This window comes from Streptomyces sp. MS19 (assembly GCF_047200595.1).
Lineage (GTDB): Bacteria > Actinomycetota > Actinomycetes > Streptomycetales > Streptomycetaceae > Streptomyces.
Genome location: NZ_JBJZOH010000064.1, coordinates 1 through 16,541, shown reverse-complemented (window position 1 = coordinate 16,541; position 16,541 = coordinate 1). Strand labels below are relative to the sequence as shown.

Here is a 16,541-nt window from a genome sequence, read left to right as displayed (position 1 = left end):
AAAAACCCCCCCCCCCCCCCCCCCCCCCCAACCACCCCCCCCCCCCCCCCCCCCCCCCCCCCCCCGCTTTTCTGTGCCCTGGTGAATTCGGGGCGAACGGGAATGGGGCGGAGTGGGCGGTGAAAGGGGGGCGGGGTGCGGGGAAAAGAAACCGGGAAGTCCGTACCGGGTGCACCCGAAGTCATTCTGGTATTACGTTAGGTGCGCCTTGTTCCTGAGGCCCCGGGCGGCGAACCTTGAATTACACGGAAAGCCGACCCGCCAGAAGGGCGAGGTGCAGATGCCTATTGAGACAGGGAGTTTCCGGAGCATCTTCGGGACTCTCCCCACACCCGTCGCGGTCATCACCGCGGTCGACGGGGAGGGAAATCAGCGAGGCCTGACGACCAATACCGTGACGGCGCTCTCGATGGAGCCGCCCATGCTGCTGGTCTGCCTCGACGAGTCGTCGACGACGCTGCCCGCGATCCTCGACTCGCGATTCTTCGTGGTGAATTTCCTCGCCGACTCGGGCGACCGGATCTCCCAGACCTTCGCCGGCAAGGCGGACGACAAGTTCGCCGGCCTGACGCAGCGGCCCGCCGCGCGTGCGGGCGGTGCCCCCGTGCTCGTGGACGACGTGGTGGCGCACGCCGAGTGCGAGGTGCACAGCACGATCCGCGCCGGCGACCACACCATCGTGATCGGCACCGTGCGCGACGGCGCCGTCCGCGACCGCGCGCCCCTCATGTACCACCGGCGGCAGTACTTCAGGTGGTCCCCGCCGGAACTCGCCGCCATCGGTGACTGACCCGCCCGGCCCGCACACCCGCCGCCGGAAGCCGGTCAGGAAGCCCGTCACCCACCACCAGCCCACCACCCACCACCAGGGAGTACCAGTGCAGTTCGGAATCGATCTCGCCCCCGTCATCTCGCCGGACGAGAAGAGCCCCACGGACTACTTCACCGAGGCCCTCGACCTCGCCGTCCTCGCCGAGGAGCTGGGCTACGGCCACGTGCGGACCGTGGAGCACTACTTCACGTACTACGGCGGGTACAGCCCCGACCCGGTGGCGTTCCTCTCCGCCGTCGCCGCGCGCACCGAGCGCATCAAGCTGGTGACCGGCGCGGTCCTGCCGGTGTTCAGCCACCCGATCCAGCTGGCCGGCAAGCTGGCCATGCTCGACCACCTCTCCAAGGGCCGTCTGGAAGTCGGCTTCGGCCGCGCGTTCCTGCCCTCCGAGTTCACGGCCTTCGAGATCCCGATCGACGAGAGCCACCAGCGGTTCCGGGAGGGCATCGAGGCGGTCCGCACGCTGTGGGCCGAGGAGGACGCCGTGTGGGACGGCACGTTCCACTCGTTCGGCCCCGTCACCCTGCTGCCCCGCCCCTACCAGCAGCCGCACCCGCCGATCCTCGTCGCCACCGCCAGGACCCCGGAGTCCTGCACGGCCGCCGGTGCCGCGGGCCACGGCCTGATGATGGTCCCGGGCATCAACACCGCCGAGCAGACGCAGTACATGCTCTCGCTCTACCGGACCGCGTGGGCCGAGGCCGGCCACGAGCCCGGCACCGAGAACGTCCACATGAGCTACTCGGCGTACGTGGACGACGACGGTGACGCCGCCTACCAGCGCGGCCGTTACCAGGACGCCCGCATAGGCGCGAAGCTGGCGCACGCCGTCTCCGACTGGAAGACGACCCGCAGCAGCGCGTACCAGGGCTACGAGCAGCTGACCCAGGCGCCCGAGGGCGGCGACCCGTTCGACGACCACATCCGGGAGAACAAGGTCCTCGTCGGGACGCCCGAGCACGTCACCGGCCAGCTGGAGGCGATCCGCGACCTGTACGGCGACGACATCACCATCAGCTTCCTCGTCGCCAGCGGTGACATGGCGGTGGAGGACTCGGTGCGCACGATGCGCCTGCTCTCCGAGCGCGTCCTGCCCCACTTCTCCTGACCCGTCCCGGGACCCGCCTCTCCCTGGTCCCGGCAGCGCGAGAACAGCACGGTGCGGGGAACGACAGGCCAGCCGCTCCCCGCACCACTCCCGGACCGCTCCCGCAGGGCGCCGGTCCCGGTGCCCTGCCGCACCGGGACCGGCGCCCTGCGTCAGGTACCCCGCGGCGCGGGCGGGGGCAGCGCCGGCTCGGCCAGCGGCGCGGGACGCTCGCCCGGCTGGCCGGTCATCCCGGCCGTGAAGCGGTGGTTGGCGTCCGCCCGGCTGCCCGGCGTACGCCCGCCGCCCCAGCCGACGGTGGCGCGGTACGCGCCGAGCGCCCCCGACGCCGCGAGCGCCGCCTCGTCCCGGTGCGGCGACCCCTCCGGCGCGGGCCCGGACAGCGGCGCCACGTACAGCGCGTCCACCGGGCAGTACAGCTCGCAGGAGAAGCACGTCTGGCAGTCGCCCTGCCGCGCGATCACCGGCAGGCCGTCCGCGTCCCGGTCGAACACGTCGGTGGGGCAGACCTTCACGCAGATGTCGCAGCGCACGCAGCGGCTGTCGCTCACCATCTCGATCACGGCGCCACCCCCGCCGTGACACCGGACAGCACCGGCGCCACCGGGTCGGGCCGCACCGTGATCCGGCCGAGCCCCGAGACCAGCAGCCGGTGCGCGAACGCCGGGTCGGCCGCCGCGTGGTCCGTGCGCCGGTGGACGCCGCGCGTCTCCTCCCTGGCGAGCGCGGCCGTGTACGACCAGCGGGCGTGCGCCGTCATCGCGCTCGCCTCCCGGGCGCGCAGCGTCGTCCTGCCGTCGCGCGCCCACAGCTCACCGGACGCGTACGCCCACCGCTCGGCGAGCAGCGCGAGGCTGGCGCGCAGACCGGCCGCCGAGCGGAACCAGTTGAGGCCGAGCGGCAGGACCCGTTCCTGCACGGCGGCCACCAGCCGGTCCACCGCCGCGCGGTCCGCCGGGGCCGTCCCGGGGCGGGCGGGCCGCAGCCCGGCGCGGCCCGCGGCGCGCAGCGCGCCGTGGCCCGGCAGGGCGCCCCGGGCGCGGGCGAAGCGCGCCGCGCCCGCGCCCGCCCAGGTGCCGGAGGAGATCGCCCAGGCGCCGTTGAGCGAACCCCCGCCGCTGGCCGCGCCGGTGACCAGCTCGCGCGTCGCCGCGTCGCCCGCCGCGTACAGGCCTGGCACGCCGGTGGCGCAGTCGTCGCCCGTGAGGCGGATGCCGCCGGTGCCGCGCACCGTGCCCTCCAGGACGAGCCGCAGCGGGTAGGGCTCGGTGAACGGGTCGATGCCCGCCTTCTCCAGCGGCAGGAAGTAGTTGGGCTGGGCCGCCCGCATCCGCGCGCGCAGGGCGTGCGGCGCCAGGTCGAGCCGCGCGTACACCTCGCGGCCCTCGGCCAGCCGGGAGGCGAGCACGTCGCGGGTGGCGAGGCCGCGGGCGGGCAGCCGCGTGCCGTCCGCGTCGTAGTAGGTCGCGTACTGCATCATCAGGCCCTTGGTGTGGTTGCCGAACGCGGGGGACGCCCCGTACACGGCGGAGAACTCCATGCCCGACAGCTCCGCGCCCAGCTCGGCCGCCATCAGGTGCCCGTCGCCGGTGTCGACGTTCAGCCCGAACGCCCCGGAGAGGAACGCGCAGCCGCCCGTCGCGAGCACCACCGCCCCGGCCGCCACGCGCCAGGGCGCGAAGCCCTCCTGGCGGCGCAGCCCGGCGGCGCCGGTGACCGTGCCGTCGGTGTCCGCGAGCAGTTCGAGCGCCGGGTGGTGGTCGAGGACGCGCACGCCCGAGCGGTGCACGCGCCGCCGCAGCCGCCGCATGTACTCGGGGCCCTGGAGGCTGCTGCGGCGCTCGACGCCCTCGTCGTCGCGCGGGAACGGGTAGCCCCACTCCGCGAGGCGGTTGACGCGCCCGTACGTCTCCTCCTGGACGCGCGCCATCCACCGGTGGTCGGTCAGCAGGCCGCCGAGGCGCTCCCGTTCGGCGATCGCGCGGGCGCGCAGGGCGGGATCGGGCGGGAGGTACCAGAGGTTGTTGCCGCCGGAGGCGGCGGCGCCGCTCGTCCCGAGGTACCCCTTGTCGGCCAGGACGACGCGGGCGCCCGCCTCGGCGGCGGCCAGGGCCGCCCAGGCGCCCGCGGGGCCGCCGCCGAGGACGAGGACGTCGGTGGCGTCCGTGGCGTCCGGCGCTGTCACGCCGCGTCCCCGTCCACGATCCAGTCGTCCAGGTCGAAGTCCTCGTCGATGAAGTCCTGCTCCACAAGGAACTCCTTGGTGCCGGTGAGCAGTTCGAGCCCGCGCTCGGGGAACGCGGTGTCCGGCAGCTGGTCCTCCCGCGTGGTCTGCCGCACCAGTTCGGCGGGGAAGTCGGAGAGCGAGACGGCGTAGTCCTGGTAGGCGGCGAAGTCGGACCTGGCCAGCTCCACGCCCTGGGCCTGCAACTCCTGCCAGCGGGCCGCGAATCCGGGGTGGTCGTCGAGGAACGCGCCGGTGGAGACGGTCGCGCTGGTGCCCGCGTAGTCCGGGTGGTCCTCGGCGAGGTGGTCGATGATCCGGTAGCCGCGCTGCTCGAACACCTCGGCGTTCACCTGTGGCATCGCGGCGGCGGCGATGTCGCCGCGTTCCAGGGGGGCTTCGGTGTCTGTGGTGTAGATGTGCAGGATCTCGGACGGCTCGACGTCCGCGTCCTGGAGCGCGCCCAGCAGGTAGCGGTGGATGTAGGAGCCGGTCTGCACGGCGATCGGCTCGCCCGCCAGCTCCTCGATGCTGCGCGGCCCGTCGTCGCGGACGACGATCGACGCGTCGTTGCCGACGAGGCCGAGCGCGACCAGCCGCGTGTCCAGGCCGCTGCCGCGCGCCACCAGCGCGGGCGTGTCGCCGTAGCTCGCCACGTCCAGACTGCCGCCCACCAGCGCCTGGTTGAGGTCGGGACCGTTCGGGAACGGCGACACCTCGACGCTGTCGAAGCCGAACTCCTCCAGCGCGGGCAGCAGGTCGCCCTGCTGGTCCAGGTAGCCGATCGGGCCGCTCAGCTGGGCGCGCGAGCCGATGACGCCGACGCGCAGCGTCCCGCCGCCGCCCGCGTCACCCGAGTCGCCCGCGGCCTCGTCGGAGCAGCCGCTGACGGCCGCGGTCAGCGCGAGCGGCAGGGCGACGGCGGCCAGCAGGCGCCGGGGGAGGGAACGGGCGGGTCCCGTGCGTCCGGTGCGTCCGGTACGGGTGAAGTGCATGGTGGTGCCTCTCAGGTGGTTCTGGGCGGGGCGGTGGGCGGGGGAGTGGGGAGGGCGCGCGGCAGTTCGGGGCCCACGGCGAGGCGGGCGCCGGGCGTACGGCCCCTGCCCCAGCCGATGCGGGCGCGGTAGCTGCCGAGCAGGCCGGTGGCGGACAGCAGCGCCTCGTCGCGCAGTGCGGAGTCCTCCGGCAGCGGACGTGTCTCCGGCGCGACGAACAGCGCGTCCACCGGGCAGTACGCCTCGCACATGAAGCAGGTCTGGCAGTCGTCCTGCCGGGCGATCACGGGCACGCCGTCCTCACCGCGGTCGAACACGTCGGTGGGGCAGGCCAGGACGCACTTGTCGCAGCCGATGCAGCGCTCGGCGGACACGATCTCGATCACAGGGCCACCCCCGCCGGGACGGGAGCCGTCTCGGGGACGCTCCACGTCGTGTCGAGGCCGCCCGTGACCAGGCGGTGACGCGAGCCGGGGTCGTCCTGGAACGGCCGGTCCAGGCGCTTGTGCATGCCGCGGGTCTCCTCGCGGGCCAGCGCGGCGGTGTACATCCAGCGGGCCGTCGCCGTCATGGCCGCCGCGCGGCGGGCGCGCATCGCGTCCTTGCCGTGGCCGCGCAGCCCTTCGCGCGCCGCCGCCCAGACGCCGTGCAGCCGCTCCAGGGCGGGCGCGAGGACGGCGCCGTCGCGCAGCAGGTTCCTGTCGTACGGCAGCACCTCGCGGCGTACGGCCTCCGTCACCTCGCGGTGCCCGTCGGCCCCGCCGGGCGTGCCCGTGGGACGCAGGCCTGTGCCGCCCGCCGGGGTCAGCCGGCGGAGGTGGGCGCGTTCCCCCAGACCGCGGGCGAACGCGGCGGCGCCACGGCCCGCCCAGGTGCCCGACGACATGGCCCAGGCCGCGTTGTGGCTGCCGCCGCCGGTGAAGCCGCCGCAGATCAGCTCGCGCGTGGCGGCGTCGCCCGCCGCGTACAGCCCGGGGACGCCCGTGGCGCAGTCGTCGCCCGTGACGCGGATGCCGCCGGTGCCGCGCACCGTGCCCTCGGCCAGCAGCGTCACCGGGAAGAGATCGGTGAACGGGTCGATACCCAGGCGGTCGAAGGGCAGGAAGAAGTTGGCCTGGCCGAGGCGCATCGCGCGCTGCTGCTCCTCGCCCGCCCGGTCGAGGCGTGCCAGGACGGTGCCCTCGGACAGCAGCGTGCGGGCGATGACCGAGCGCCCCTTCGTGCTCCCCGCGCCCTCCAGGAGAGTGCCGTCCGCGTGGTAGAACGACGCGAACGCGTAGTACGCCGTCTTCGTGACGGACGTGAACGCCGGGGCGATCGCGTAGGCGTTGGAGAACTCCATGCCCGACATCGCCGCGCCCGCCTCGGCCGCCATCAGGTAGCCGTCGCCCGTGTTGACGTCGCAGCCCAGCGCCCGCGACAGGAACGCGCAGCCGCCCGTCGCGAGCACGACGGCCCCGGCCCGTACGCGGAAGGGGCGGTCGGCCTGGCGGCGGTGGCCCGCGGCGCCCGCGACGGCGCCGTGCTCGTCCAGCAGCAGTTCGAGGACGGGCGAGTGGTCGAGGACGCGGACGCCCGCGCGCTGCACGCGGACGCGCATCCGCCGCATGTACTCAGGGCCCTGGAGGCCGCGCCGCTGCTGCTCGCCGCGCTCGTCCACCGGGAAGGGGTAGCGGCTGACGGACGCGACCTCGTGCATGTTCTCCCACGTCTGGTCGAGGACGCGCGCCATCCAGCGGCGGTCGGCGAGATGGCCGCCGAGCCCTTCGCGGGACGCCATGGCGGCCTCGCGGGCGTCGGGGTGCGGGGGGACGTACCAGACGCCGGTGCCCGCGGCGGCGGTCGCGCCCGAGCTGCCGCAGAAGCCCTTGTCGGCCAGGACGACGGAGGCGCCGGACTCGGCGGCCTTGACGGCGGCCCAGGTGGCGGCGGGGCCGCCGCCGACGACGAGGACGTCGGCGGTCAGCTCCTCGGTGAGAGGGGCGGTGGTCGGGGCGGCGGTCGGGCTCGTGGTCGTGGTCGGGGCGGCGTGGGTCCGGGACATCAGGCGGTCCTTCCGTGTTCGGCCGGGGCGTGGACGCCCAGACCGGCGAGCAGTTCGGTGCGCAGCCGCACCAGCTCCGGGTGGTCCAGGGGACGGGGACGGGGGATGTCGACGACGAACTCGGCGGCGATCGCGTTGCCGCCCAGCAGCAGCGCGCGGTCGGACAGCAGCAGCGCCTCCTCGACGTCGTGGGTGACCAGCAGGACCGAGGGGCGGTGCTCCTCCCACAGGGCCTCGACGAGGTGCTGCGCCTTGAGCCGCGTCAGCGCGTCGAGCGCGCCGAACGGCTCGTCGAGCAGCAGCAGTTGGGGCGTACGGACCAGGGCGCGCGCCAGGGCGACGCGCTGCGACTCGCCGCCGGAGAGCGTGCCGGGCCAGGCGTCGGCGCGTTCGGCGAGGCCGACCTCGGCCAGGGCGGCGACGGCGCGGGCGCGCAGGTCGCCGCCGCGTACGCCGAGGGTGACGTTGCGCCAGACGCGTTCCCAGGGCAGCAGGCGGTGTTCCTGGAAGACGACGGCGCTGCGCTCCGGCACCTCGACATGGCCCTCGGCGCCGGGGTCGAGGCCGCCCAGGGCGCGCAGCAGGGTGCTCTTGCCCGAGCCGCTGGGGCCGAGCAGGGCGACGAACTCGCCCGGTGCGATGGTGAGATGGACGTCGTCCAGGACGGTCCTGCCGTCGAAGGCGCGGCGCAGGCCGCTGACGCGGACGCCCTGGTGGGCGGGGGGTGCGGTGGAGGAGGGGGCGGGCATGGCGTGCTCCAGGCGGGGTGGGGTGGGGTGGCGGGGCTCAGGTGCCGGTGAAGCCGCGGCGCCAGGCCAGGGCCCGCCGTTCCAGCAGCCTGACCAGCAGGTCGGACAGCACGCCGAGCAGCGCGTACGTCACGAGGACGACGAACATGACGTCCGTGCGCAGGAATTCGCGGGCGTCGGTCATCAGGTAGCCGATGCCGGACGTCGTCGCCGTCTGCTCCGCGACGACGAGGGTCAGCCAGCCGATGCCGAGCGCCTGACGCAGGCCGACGAAGATCTGCGGCAGCGCGCCGGGCAGGATGACGCGCCGCGTCAGCCCCCACCGGCCGAGGCCGCACGAACGGGCCGCCTCCACCAGCCTGTTGTCCACGCCGCGGATGCCGTGCAGCACGTTGATGTAGAGCGGGAAGACCGGGCCGATGAGGATCAGCATCGTCTTCGACGTCTCGCCGATGCCGAACCAGATGATGAACACCGGTGCCAGCGCGAGGTGCGGCAGCATCCTGAACGCCTGGATCGGCGCGTCGATGACGTCCTCCACCGAGCGCGTCAGCCCCGCGAGCAGGCCGAGCAGCACGCCGAGCGGGATGCCGATGGCGAGGCCGCGCGCGACCCGTTCGAGGGAGACGCCCAGGTGGTGGCCGTACTCGCCCGACCTGACCAGCTCGACTCCGGCGTCCCACACGGCGCCGGGTGACGGGGTGGTGGAGCCGAGCCAGCCCTGTGCCGTGCCGAGCCACCACAGGAGGAGGACGGCGATCAGGCCGCTGACCCGCCGCAGCCTGCGGAGCAGGGCGGCGCCGGTGCGGCGCGACGTGCGGCGGCGCGGCGGTCCGGGCGGGCGGGGCTCGGTGCGGGCCGGCGCGGCGACGGCGGGGGCGGTGGCGACGGGCGGGGATTCGGGAATCTGCGTGCTCTGCGGGGGACTTGGGGGCATGGCGGAACCCTTCGGGTACCCCGGACCGCGCCTGCGCCGGGGCATGCGGGCATGCGGGCAGGCGGGACGGGGGCGGCGGTCGCGGTGAAGTCAGGGGTGCGGGCGGCGAGGCACGGCGTGCGGCGGCTCTGCGGCACGCGTACGGCAGGTGTGCGGCACGGGGGATGCGCGGAACGCGCGCCGGGGACCGCCGGCTTGAGGGCGGCGGACGGAGATCGGCGGTGGGGCGGAGGAGCGCCCGCTCAGCCGGACGGCGCGGTGACGGGCTCGCGCGACGGCGAGCGGAGAAGGGGAGTTCGAGCGAAGAAGGGGGGCCGAGCGGAGAGGAGGCTCAGCGCGCGCTACAGAGAGTGGTGGTGATCAGCATGTGATCCACCACTCGCCTGTGCGTCAGGAACGAGGCCCGCTTCATGGCCCGTATGTTCGCATCACGGTCCAAGTCCGGCAAGGCACTGCCCACATGGTGGTACGCCGCCTCGCTGAGCAGCAGGAACGCCTCTGCGGGGCGTCGCGGGCCGGGTGTGGGGGCCGCTCGGGGACGGGCGGCTCAGGCGCGTCGCGGAGGGGCCGCGCTGTGGTGCCGGGCCCGATTGTCAGTGCCGTGTGTCACGCTGTGTGAGCGGTTGGTTCGGGGCGGTCATCGGGCGGTCCCGGGCGGCACCGTGGGACGGATCGGAACGGCGTGGGGGAGTGGCGTGTTGTTGCGGGATGTGTGGGCCTGTGGAGTCTTGCGGGATGTGTGGAGCGTGGTGCGGTGGGCGGGGCGTCGGCGCGGCCGGCGGGGGCGGAACGAGCGGTGGCCCGCACCGGCCCCGCCGAGTGCGGGTCGGTGCGGGCCGCGGGGCTCGCGTGCACGGGCCGTCGTGAGGCCCGGGAGCGGCGGGAGTCCGGGAGGGTCAGCCGCCCAGACCGGCGGTGAGCTCGTCGAGGTCGCCGAGGAACTGCTCGTAGATGTCCTCGGTGAAGCCCGCGGCCGCGCCGCCCGTGACGGTGTTGGTGTACGACTCGCTCTCGCCGTTGTCCCAGGTCACGTTGAGGGTGCCGTCGTCGGCGAGGCTCAGCTCGGCCGACCGGTCGTCGCCGCCCATCATGCAGTCGGTCACCGTGAGGACGCCGTCGGCGTACGTGCCGGCGCTGCACAGGTCGCCCTCGGCGGTCATGTCCTCGATGAAGATGATCTCCTCGTCGCCGTAGACCGCGAGGTTGTGCGAGTTCTCCTGGTCGTCCGGGTCCACGTACCAGTCGCCGCGCAGGTCGTCGATCTCCGGGACGGTGCCCTCCTCGGCCGCGGGCTCCTCGGCGGGGGTCTCCTCGGCCGGGGCCTCGCTCTCCTCCTCGGTGGCGCCGCCGTTCGACTCCTGCGAGCCGCTGGCGTTGTCGTTGCCCGAGTCGGCGTCGTCGTCGCCACCGCAGGCGGTGAGGGTCAGGGCCGTCGCCGCGAGGAGGGCGGGCAGGGCGAGACGTATGGAGCTGCGCATGGATTCCCCTTGAACAGGTGTGCTGTGGGGGGAGCGTACGGTCTGCCACCTGCGGAAACGCCCCTCGTTACCCAGTCGTCGAAAAGGGCATCATCTTGTGATTTTTTAGCTACTTTTGGTGAAGAGTTGACCACGCGAGAGCGGCTGCGGCGGCCTCGCAGGAACGCGCGGCCGGGCAGCTCCCCCGGGTCACGGCCGCGCCGGGCCGGTCGACTCGCGGACCACCAGGCAGGCGGCGGGCGGCTCGGGGACCGGCTCCGCGTGCGCCCCGAGCAGCGACAGCAGCCGCAGCGCCGCGACCCTGCTGACCGCGCGCGCGTCCTGTCGCACCGTCGTGAGGCGCGGGTGCAGCCAGCGGCCGAGCGGGTGGTCGTCGTGCCCGATGACCGACAGGTCGCGCGGCACGGCGAGCCCGGCCCGCTGCGCGGTCGCGATGCCGGTGAGCGCCATCGCGTCGTTCATGTACACCACGGCGGTCGGCCCGCCGTCGTCCGCCGCCAGCAGCCGCGCCGTCGCGTCGGCCGCCGCCTCGGCGGTGAGGTCGGTGGGTATCACCGCGTACGGCCGCAGCCCGTTCCCCGCGAGGTGCGTCTCCAGCCGCTGGACGCGCAGTCGGGCGTGCGCGCTGTTCTCCGGGCCCGTCACATACGCGATGCGCCGGTGACCGAGGTCCAGCAGGTGGTCGAGCGCGGCGGAGAACGCCTCGTCGAGCCCGTCGGCGTGCACGCTCTCCAGGCGCTGCCCCGGCGTCGGGCGCCCCAGCAGCAGCCCCGGCGTCCGCAGCCGCCGCAGCAGTTCGGGCCGCTGGTCGCCGATCCGGTTCTCGGTGAGGAGGAAGGCGTCCACGCGCCGCTCCCGCGCCAGCCGTTCGTACAGCCCGGCCTCCTGCGCCGCGTCCAGGCCCGCGAGATGGAGCCGCAGCGCGTACCCGGCGGGGCCGAGCTCCTCCTCAAGACCGGCGACCATCTCCGCGAAGAACGGGTCCGCGCTGAGCAGGTCCACCTCGCGCGGGATGATCAGGCCCACGGCGTGCGACCGTTCCCCGCGCAGCGCCGCCGCCGTGGCGCTGGGCGACCAGCCGAGCTTCTCCGCCGCGTCGAGGATGCGGTCCCGCGTGGCCTCCGAGATGCCCGACCGGTTGTTGAAGACCTTCGACACCGCCGACTTGGAGACGCCCGCGAGCGCGGCCACGTCGAGGATGGTGGGCTGGCCGCGCCGCCGCCCGGCCGCGCGTCCCACGGCCGTCCCGCTCTCGGAAGCCTGTGCCATGTCTCCTGTTCCCCGCTCGGCGGGCCGCCGTGCCTGAGGCGGCCTCACATCTTCACGGCACCGCTGATCAGCGCCTGTTCCATCCTCCGCTGGAGGACCACGTACACGATATAGACGGGTACGAGGGTGACGGCCGTGCCCGCCATGAGGATGCCGTACTCCGTCGCCTGGTTGGCCTGGAGGGTCGGCAGGGCGACCTGGACGGTGCGCTGGCTGGTGTCGGGGCCGATGATGACAAGCGAGTAGAGGTACTCGTTCCAGAAGTTGAGGAAGTTGAGCAGCAGCACGGTCGCGATGCCCGGCATGGCGACCGGCACGAACACGCGCCACAGCACCGTCCACGTACCGGCGCCGTCCACCCGAGCGCTCTCCTCAAGTTCGCCCGGCACCGTCCGCATGAACTGCGTCAGCAGGATCACCGACAGCGGCAGCGCCCCGGCGGGCAGCAGCAGGATGACGAACGTCCGCGTGTGGAACAGCCCCGTGTACGCGGCCATCAGGAACGTCGGCACCAGCGCGGCGAACGTCGGCACCAGGAAGCCGAGTCCGAAGATCCGCTCCATCAGCCGCGCCGCCCGCCCCTGGCTGCGCGCCAGGGCGAACGCGGCGGGAGCCGCCAGCAGCAGCGTCAGGACGAGCGCGCTGCCCGTCACCAGCGCCGAGTTGATGAGCGCGAGGTCGAGCCGCGCGTAGTGGATGGCGTCACCGAAGTAGTGCCACACCGGTTCGAGGGGCGGGACCAGCGGATGGTCGAAGATGTCGGTGGTCTTCTTGAACGAGGAGATCACCAGGTAGTACAGCGGCAGGACCAGCGCCAGGGCGTACAGCCACACCAGCGTGTGGCTCAGGGCCCACAGCCAGCCGCCGAGGCGGCCACCCCGCCGCGTACGCCGCCGGTCCCCGCGCGGCGAGCGGTTCGTCGTGTGCTTGGTGAGGGACATGTCGGCTCCCGGGCGGTCAGTAGTTCTGCCGGAACAGGCGGCGGATGGCGAGCATGCCGAGCAGCCCGGCGAGGAAGAGCAGGACGCCGGCGGCCTGGCTGTAGCCGAGGTCGGACTGGACGAACGCCTTGGTGTAGACGAGGAACGACAGGTTCGTCGTGGCGTTCCCCGGGCCGCCCTGGGTGAGGAGCAGGACGTTCTGCGCGGAGGAGAAGAGGATCCAGAGGAACTGGAGCATCGTCGTGACGCCCACGTAGTCCTTGGTGACGGGGAACGCGATGCGCCACATGCGGCGCCAGTGCCCGGTGCCGTCCAGCTCGGCCGCCTCGTAGATCTCCCCGGGGACGCTGCCGAGGCGCGCGGCGAACAGGACGGCGGTGAAGCCGATGCCGTTCCACAGGTCGATGGCCATGATGCAGGCGAGCGCCGTGTCGGTGTCGGCGAGCCAGGCGCGGGTGACCGAGTCGAGGCCGATGTCGCCCAGCATGCCGTTGAGCAGCCCGTTGGGCGCCAGGATGCTGTACGCGACCATCGCCTTGGCGGACGCGGAGATCAGCGCCGGGGTGAACAGGATGATGCGCAGCAGCCGGTGGCCGCGCGGCCTGAGCGTCAGGTAGTACCCGGTCATGAACGCCGTGACGATCATGACCGGCAGGACGACGCCTATCTGGACGGCGCTGTTGCGCACCGCGTCCCAGAACAGGTCGTCCCCGAGGACCGTCGAGAAGTTGTCCCAGCCCGTCCAGGAGCGGGGCGCGAGCATGCCCGGCCAGTGCAGCCCGCTGATGTAGAACATCGCCACGAGCGGGCCGAGCAGGAACAGCAGGTACCAGACGAGGGCCGGTACGGCGAAGAGCGTCACGGGCGAGCCGCGCCGCCGGTCGCGGCGGGTGGCGGGGCGTGGCCCGCGGGGAGAGCCGGGAGAGCCGGGGGAGGGGGCCGTGCGGACGCCGGACCCGCTCCCTGCGGCCGGTTGCGTCGTGTCGTGCACCATCCGGGGTGCCCTTTCGGATGAGGGGGCCGCCGCTGCGACGGCCGGGGACGGACGGTCGGCGGGGGTCAGCTGCGGTAGGCGGTGTCCAGCGCGCGGGCGATGGCCTCCGCGCCGGTGCCCGGCGTGAACGCGACGCTGGTGGCGCGGATCAGCGGCTGGGAGACGGCGGCGGGGACGAACAGGTCGGGCATGACCGCCCAGGACACGTCGTCGTCGGTCAGCGCGGCCGACGCCGAGACGAGCGGGAAGTCGGGGCTGTCCCCGGTGCCGCGCAGAGCCATGACCTGCCCGGCCCGGCGCAGGTACGTGCCGGCCGACTCCTCGCTGTACAGGTGGCGCACGAACTTCTCGACGAGCCCGATCTTCTTGCGGCCGTTGGGGCTCACCCAGATGCCGGTGGACGTGTAGCCGCGCAGCGCGGTGGGGCGGTCGTGGACGCCGCCGCCCGGCTGGGGCCAGCCGCCGAGGACCGTCACGTCCGCCACCTCGGCGGGGACGGCGGCGAGGGAGCCGGAGATCATCGAGGCGACGGGGGCGCGGCCGGTGTAGAAGTCGGTGTTCATCGAGTCGGCGTTGAGGCCCTGCGCGCCGTCGCGGAAGACGCCCGCGTCGCGCAGTTCGGCGAAGTGCGCGAGGCCGCGCAGCGCGTCCTCGTCGTCGGCGAACCCGGCCCTCGTGAACAGGGCCTCGGCCCGGTCGGGCGGCAGGAAGCACTGCATGACCTGCATCAGCAGCTTCTGGCCCGACCAGTCGTTGCCGCCGATGCTGACCAGGCCGTCGAGCCCCTTGGCGCGTACGGCGTCGGCGGCGGCGACCAGGTCGTCCGCGGTGTGGGGGACGTCCCCGATCCCGGCGGCTTCGAGCAGCGCCGTGTTGTACGCGACGGGCCAGGCGAAGCCGGTCCACGGGAAGCCGGAGACGCGCCCCTCGGCGTCGGTCCACTCGCGCAGCGCCTGCGGAAGCACCCGGTCGGTGAGGCCCCAGCGGTCCATGTACCGGCCCACGGGGACGGTGGCGCCCAGCTCGGTCCAGGCGAGGGATTTCTCGGCGAGGTTGACCAGGACGACATCGGCCTCCTTGTGGGCGAGGCGCGCCGTCTCGTAGACGTTGATGAGGTCGGTGCCGCCGCTGACCACGTCCTTGATGCGGGAGCCGGGGTGGGCCGACTCGAAGGCCTCGCGGATGGTGCCGTACGCGGCGGCGCCCGCAGAACCGGCCGTGATGTTGCTGTGGACGACGAGGGTGTCGGGGTCGTCGTCACCCGGGTCGAGGGCCCCGCAGCCGGTCAGAAGCGGGGCCAGCGCGGCTGAAACCGCACCCGCGAGCATGGTCCGTCGACGCACCGATGCCTCCTTGCGAACCTTGGTGGAACGATTTAGCGGATCGTAGGTTCGTGTTACGGGCGCGTCAACGGGTTCGGGAAAACTGCTGGTGGAGATCTCGCAAAGTTAAAAGAGCCCTTGTCCCAAGCGAGGTGGAACGGTATACCAGTGGGGGTCAGGCGGCGGAGCGCGCGCATGCGTGCCGCGGCGACGAGATCCGGACACGTCCGTCCATGACCAGGAGCTGGTGAAGTTGTACAACGTGATCGATTACGGCGCTGTGGGGGACGGCGCGGCCGATGACACGGCTGCCGTCCAGGCCGCCATCGACGCCTGCGCCGCGGCCGGCGGCGGCCGGGTCGTCCTCCCGGCCGGGCGGACGTTCCGCACGGGCACCGTGACGCTCCGCTCGCACGTGGACTTCCGCATCGAGAACGGCGCGACCCTCGCCGGAAGCCCCGACTTCGCGGACTACTCGGTCTTCTTCGGCGGTGTCGTCCTCAACGACGGCAACACCCAGTGGGGCAGCGAGCAGACGACCGTGCTGCTGAACGCGGAGGGCGCGGAGAACATATCCGTCACCGGCGGCGGCACCATCGACGGCGCGGGCCGCCACTTCGTCACCGGCGACAACGGCTTCATCTACACGATGGACCAGCGCCGCCCGTTCACCGTCTACTTCCGCGACTGCCGCAACGTCACGTTCCGCGACATCCGGATCGTGGACGGCGCCGTGTGGACGCTCCGCCTGTCGCTGTGCGACGACGTGCTGATCCACGGCATCCGCATCCACAACGACCTGAAGACGCCCAACAGCGACGCGATCGACCTCGACTGCTGCCGCCGCGTCCGCGTCAGCGACTGCGACATCGTCGCCGGTGACGACGCGATCTGCCTCAAGACCTGCCTGGAGCACACCGGCGCCGTGACCGACCGCGTCCCGGTCTGCGAGGACGTCACGGTGACCGGCTGCACCATCACCACGACGTCCAGCGCGCTGATCGTCGGCGTCGAGAACCAGACCGCGATCCGCAACGTGGTCTTCTCCTCCTGCGTCGTCCGCCAGAGCGCGCGCGGCCTGGCCGTCCGCAACGGCGAGGGCGGCGACATGGAGAACATCCTCTTCAGCGACATCATCGTGGAGACCCGCTTCTTCCACTCCGGCTGGTGGGGCCGGGGCGAGCCGATCGCCATCATGGGCATCCCGTGGACGGACAACTGCGGCACCATCCGCAACATCCGCTTCCGCAACATCCTGTGCCGTTCGGAGAACGGCGTCCTCGTCCGCGCCGAGGACCCGGGCACGATCGAGGGCCTGGTGTTCGACGGCGTGCGCGTGGAGATCGACCGCTGGTCCCGCTGGCCCGGCGGCCACGCCGACCTGCGGCCCCGCCGCGCCGAGAACTTCCCCGGACTGCCCACGGACGGCTTCCACCTGGAGAACGTCCACGACGTGACGCTCCGGGACTGCGAGGTCGTGTGGACCGCGCGGCCGGACGACGGCCGCCACGCCCTCTACGCGGAGAAGTGCACCGGCCTGGTCAACCGCGACTTCCGCGGCGAGGCGGCCCACCCCGACCGCTTCGACGCCGTGGCCACCGCCTGACCCCCGCCTCCCCCCGCCTTCCCCCGCCGCGCCCCCGGCCCA

Annotated in this window: 15 protein-coding genes; 3 read left to right on the top strand and 12 right to left on the bottom strand. The window is 73.4% G+C overall.

Features of this window, described 5'->3' with window-relative positions; genetic code table 11:
• The first annotated feature begins 280 nt into the window (after window positions 1–280).
• Both ACL02R_RS29105 and ACL02R_RS29100 read left to right on the top strand, forming a co-directional pair.
• Window positions 281–790: a flavin reductase family protein gene (locus ACL02R_RS29105; RefSeq protein ID WP_412799954.1), complete on the top strand. Its 510-nt coding sequence runs from the start codon at window positions 281–283 to the stop codon at window positions 788–790.
• Window positions 791–878: 88 nt separating this feature from the next.
• A complete protein-coding gene (locus ACL02R_RS29100) occupies window positions 879–1,940 on the top strand; it encodes an LLM class flavin-dependent oxidoreductase (protein WP_362967326.1) in 1,062 nt (353 codons plus the stop codon).
• A 152-nt stretch (window positions 1,941–2,092) separates the two neighbouring features.
• Here the strand turns inward: ACL02R_RS29100 and ACL02R_RS29095 are convergent, their stop codons facing one another.
• From ACL02R_RS29095 to ACL02R_RS29040, 12 genes are all read right to left on the bottom strand, one after another.
• The gene (locus ACL02R_RS29095) at window positions 2,093–2,494 is read right to left on the bottom strand and encodes a 4Fe-4S binding protein (protein ID WP_412799955.1); all 402 of its coding nucleotides are present in this window, start codon (window positions 2,492–2,494) and stop codon (window positions 2,093–2,095) included.
• Window positions 2,495–2,499: 5 nt separating this feature from the next.
• Window positions 2,500–4,125: an FAD-dependent oxidoreductase gene (locus tag ACL02R_RS29090; protein WP_412799953.1), complete on the bottom strand. Its 1,626-nt coding sequence runs from the start codon at window positions 4,123–4,125 to the stop codon at window positions 2,500–2,502.
• The gene (locus tag ACL02R_RS29085; protein WP_412799952.1) at window positions 4,122–5,159 is read right to left on the bottom strand and encodes an ABC transporter substrate-binding protein; all 1,038 of its coding nucleotides are present in this window, start codon (window positions 5,157–5,159) and stop codon (window positions 4,122–4,124) included. The genes ACL02R_RS29090 and ACL02R_RS29085 overlap by 4 nt, the downstream gene beginning before the upstream one ends.
• A gap of 11 nt (window positions 5,160–5,170) precedes the next feature.
• Window positions 5,171–5,545, bottom strand: coding sequence for a 4Fe-4S binding protein (locus tag ACL02R_RS29080; RefSeq protein WP_412799951.1), 375 nt, complete (start codon window positions 5,543–5,545; stop codon window positions 5,171–5,173).
• Window positions 5,542–7,203 (bottom strand): FAD-binding protein, encoded by a 1,662-nt coding sequence (locus tag ACL02R_RS29075; RefSeq protein ID WP_412799950.1) that lies wholly within the window; start codon window positions 7,201–7,203, stop codon window positions 5,542–5,544. Before ACL02R_RS29075 ends, ACL02R_RS29080 begins: the two co-directional genes overlap by 4 nt.
• Window positions 7,203–7,952, bottom strand: coding sequence for an ABC transporter ATP-binding protein (locus ACL02R_RS29070; protein WP_412799949.1), 750 nt, complete (start codon window positions 7,950–7,952; stop codon window positions 7,203–7,205). The genes ACL02R_RS29075 and ACL02R_RS29070 overlap by 1 nt, the downstream gene beginning before the upstream one ends.
• 37 nt (window positions 7,953–7,989) lie before the next feature.
• Window positions 7,990–8,889 carry an ABC transporter permease gene (locus ACL02R_RS29065; protein ID WP_412799948.1) on the bottom strand — a complete coding sequence of 300 codons (900 nt, stop codon included), beginning with the start codon at window positions 8,887–8,889 and terminating at the stop codon, window positions 7,990–7,992.
• A gap of 896 nt (window positions 8,890–9,785) precedes the next feature.
• Window positions 9,786–10,367: a hypothetical protein gene (locus ACL02R_RS29060; RefSeq protein WP_412799947.1), complete on the bottom strand. Its 582-nt coding sequence runs from the start codon at window positions 10,365–10,367 to the stop codon at window positions 9,786–9,788.
• A 189-nt stretch (window positions 10,368–10,556) separates the two neighbouring features.
• The gene (locus tag ACL02R_RS29055) at window positions 10,557–11,636 is read right to left on the bottom strand and encodes a LacI family DNA-binding transcriptional regulator (RefSeq protein WP_412799946.1); all 1,080 of its coding nucleotides are present in this window, start codon (window positions 11,634–11,636) and stop codon (window positions 10,557–10,559) included.
• 44 nt (window positions 11,637–11,680) lie between these two features.
• On the bottom strand, window positions 11,681–12,577 hold the full coding sequence (locus ACL02R_RS29050) for a carbohydrate ABC transporter permease (protein ID WP_412799945.1): 897 nt from the start codon (window positions 12,575–12,577) through the stop codon (window positions 11,681–11,683).
• A 16-nt stretch (window positions 12,578–12,593) separates the two neighbouring features.
• Window positions 12,594–13,571 carry a carbohydrate ABC transporter permease gene (locus ACL02R_RS29045; RefSeq protein WP_412799944.1) on the bottom strand — a complete coding sequence of 326 codons (978 nt, stop codon included), beginning with the start codon at window positions 13,569–13,571 and terminating at the stop codon, window positions 12,594–12,596.
• Between the two features lie 65 nt (window positions 13,572–13,636).
• Complete coding sequence (locus ACL02R_RS29040) at window positions 13,637–14,914, bottom strand: ABC transporter substrate-binding protein (protein WP_412799943.1); 1,278 nt, start codon at window positions 14,912–14,914, stop codon at window positions 13,637–13,639.
• 226 nt (window positions 14,915–15,140) lie between these two features.
• On the opposite strand from ACL02R_RS29040, the gene ACL02R_RS29035 reads away from it, so the two are divergent.
• The gene (locus tag ACL02R_RS29035) at window positions 15,141–16,499 is read left to right on the top strand and encodes a glycoside hydrolase family 28 protein (RefSeq protein ID WP_412799942.1); all 1,359 of its coding nucleotides are present in this window, start codon (window positions 15,141–15,143) and stop codon (window positions 16,497–16,499) included.
• The last annotated feature ends 42 nt before the right edge of the window (window positions 16,500–16,541 follow it).

Bases quoted from the DNA above. Each gene is read 5' to 3' on its own strand.
- ACL02R_RS29105 (WP_412799954.1), top strand. From the start codon at position 281: ATGCCTATTGAGACAGGGAGTTTCCGGAGCATCTTCGGGACTCTCCCC.
- ACL02R_RS29095 (WP_412799955.1), bottom strand. From the start codon at position 2,494: ATGGTGAGCGACAGCCGCTGCGTGCGCTGCGACATCTGCGTGAAGGTC.
- ACL02R_RS29085 (WP_412799952.1), bottom strand. From the start codon at position 5,159: ATGCACTTCACCCGTACCGGACGCACCGGACGCACGGGACCCGCCCGT.
- ACL02R_RS29075 (WP_412799950.1), bottom strand. From the start codon at position 7,203: ATGTCCCGGACCCACGCCGCCCCGACCACGACCACGAGCCCGACCGCC.
- ACL02R_RS29070 (WP_412799949.1), bottom strand. From the start codon at position 7,952: ATGCCCGCCCCCTCCTCCACCGCACCCCCCGCCCACCAGGGCGTCCGC.
- ACL02R_RS29065 (WP_412799948.1), bottom strand. From the start codon at position 8,889: ATGCCCCCAAGTCCCCCGCAGAGCACGCAGATTCCCGAATCCCCGCCC.
- ACL02R_RS29060 (WP_412799947.1), bottom strand. From the start codon at position 10,367: ATGCGCAGCTCCATACGTCTCGCCCTGCCCGCCCTCCTCGCGGCGACG.
- ACL02R_RS29055 (WP_412799946.1), bottom strand. From the start codon at position 11,636: ATGGCACAGGCTTCCGAGAGCGGGACGGCCGTGGGACGCGCGGCCGGG.
- ACL02R_RS29050 (WP_412799945.1), bottom strand. From the start codon at position 12,577: ATGTCCCTCACCAAGCACACGACGAACCGCTCGCCGCGCGGGGACCGG.
- ACL02R_RS29045 (WP_412799944.1), bottom strand. From the start codon at position 13,571: ATGGTGCACGACACGACGCAACCGGCCGCAGGGAGCGGGTCCGGCGTC.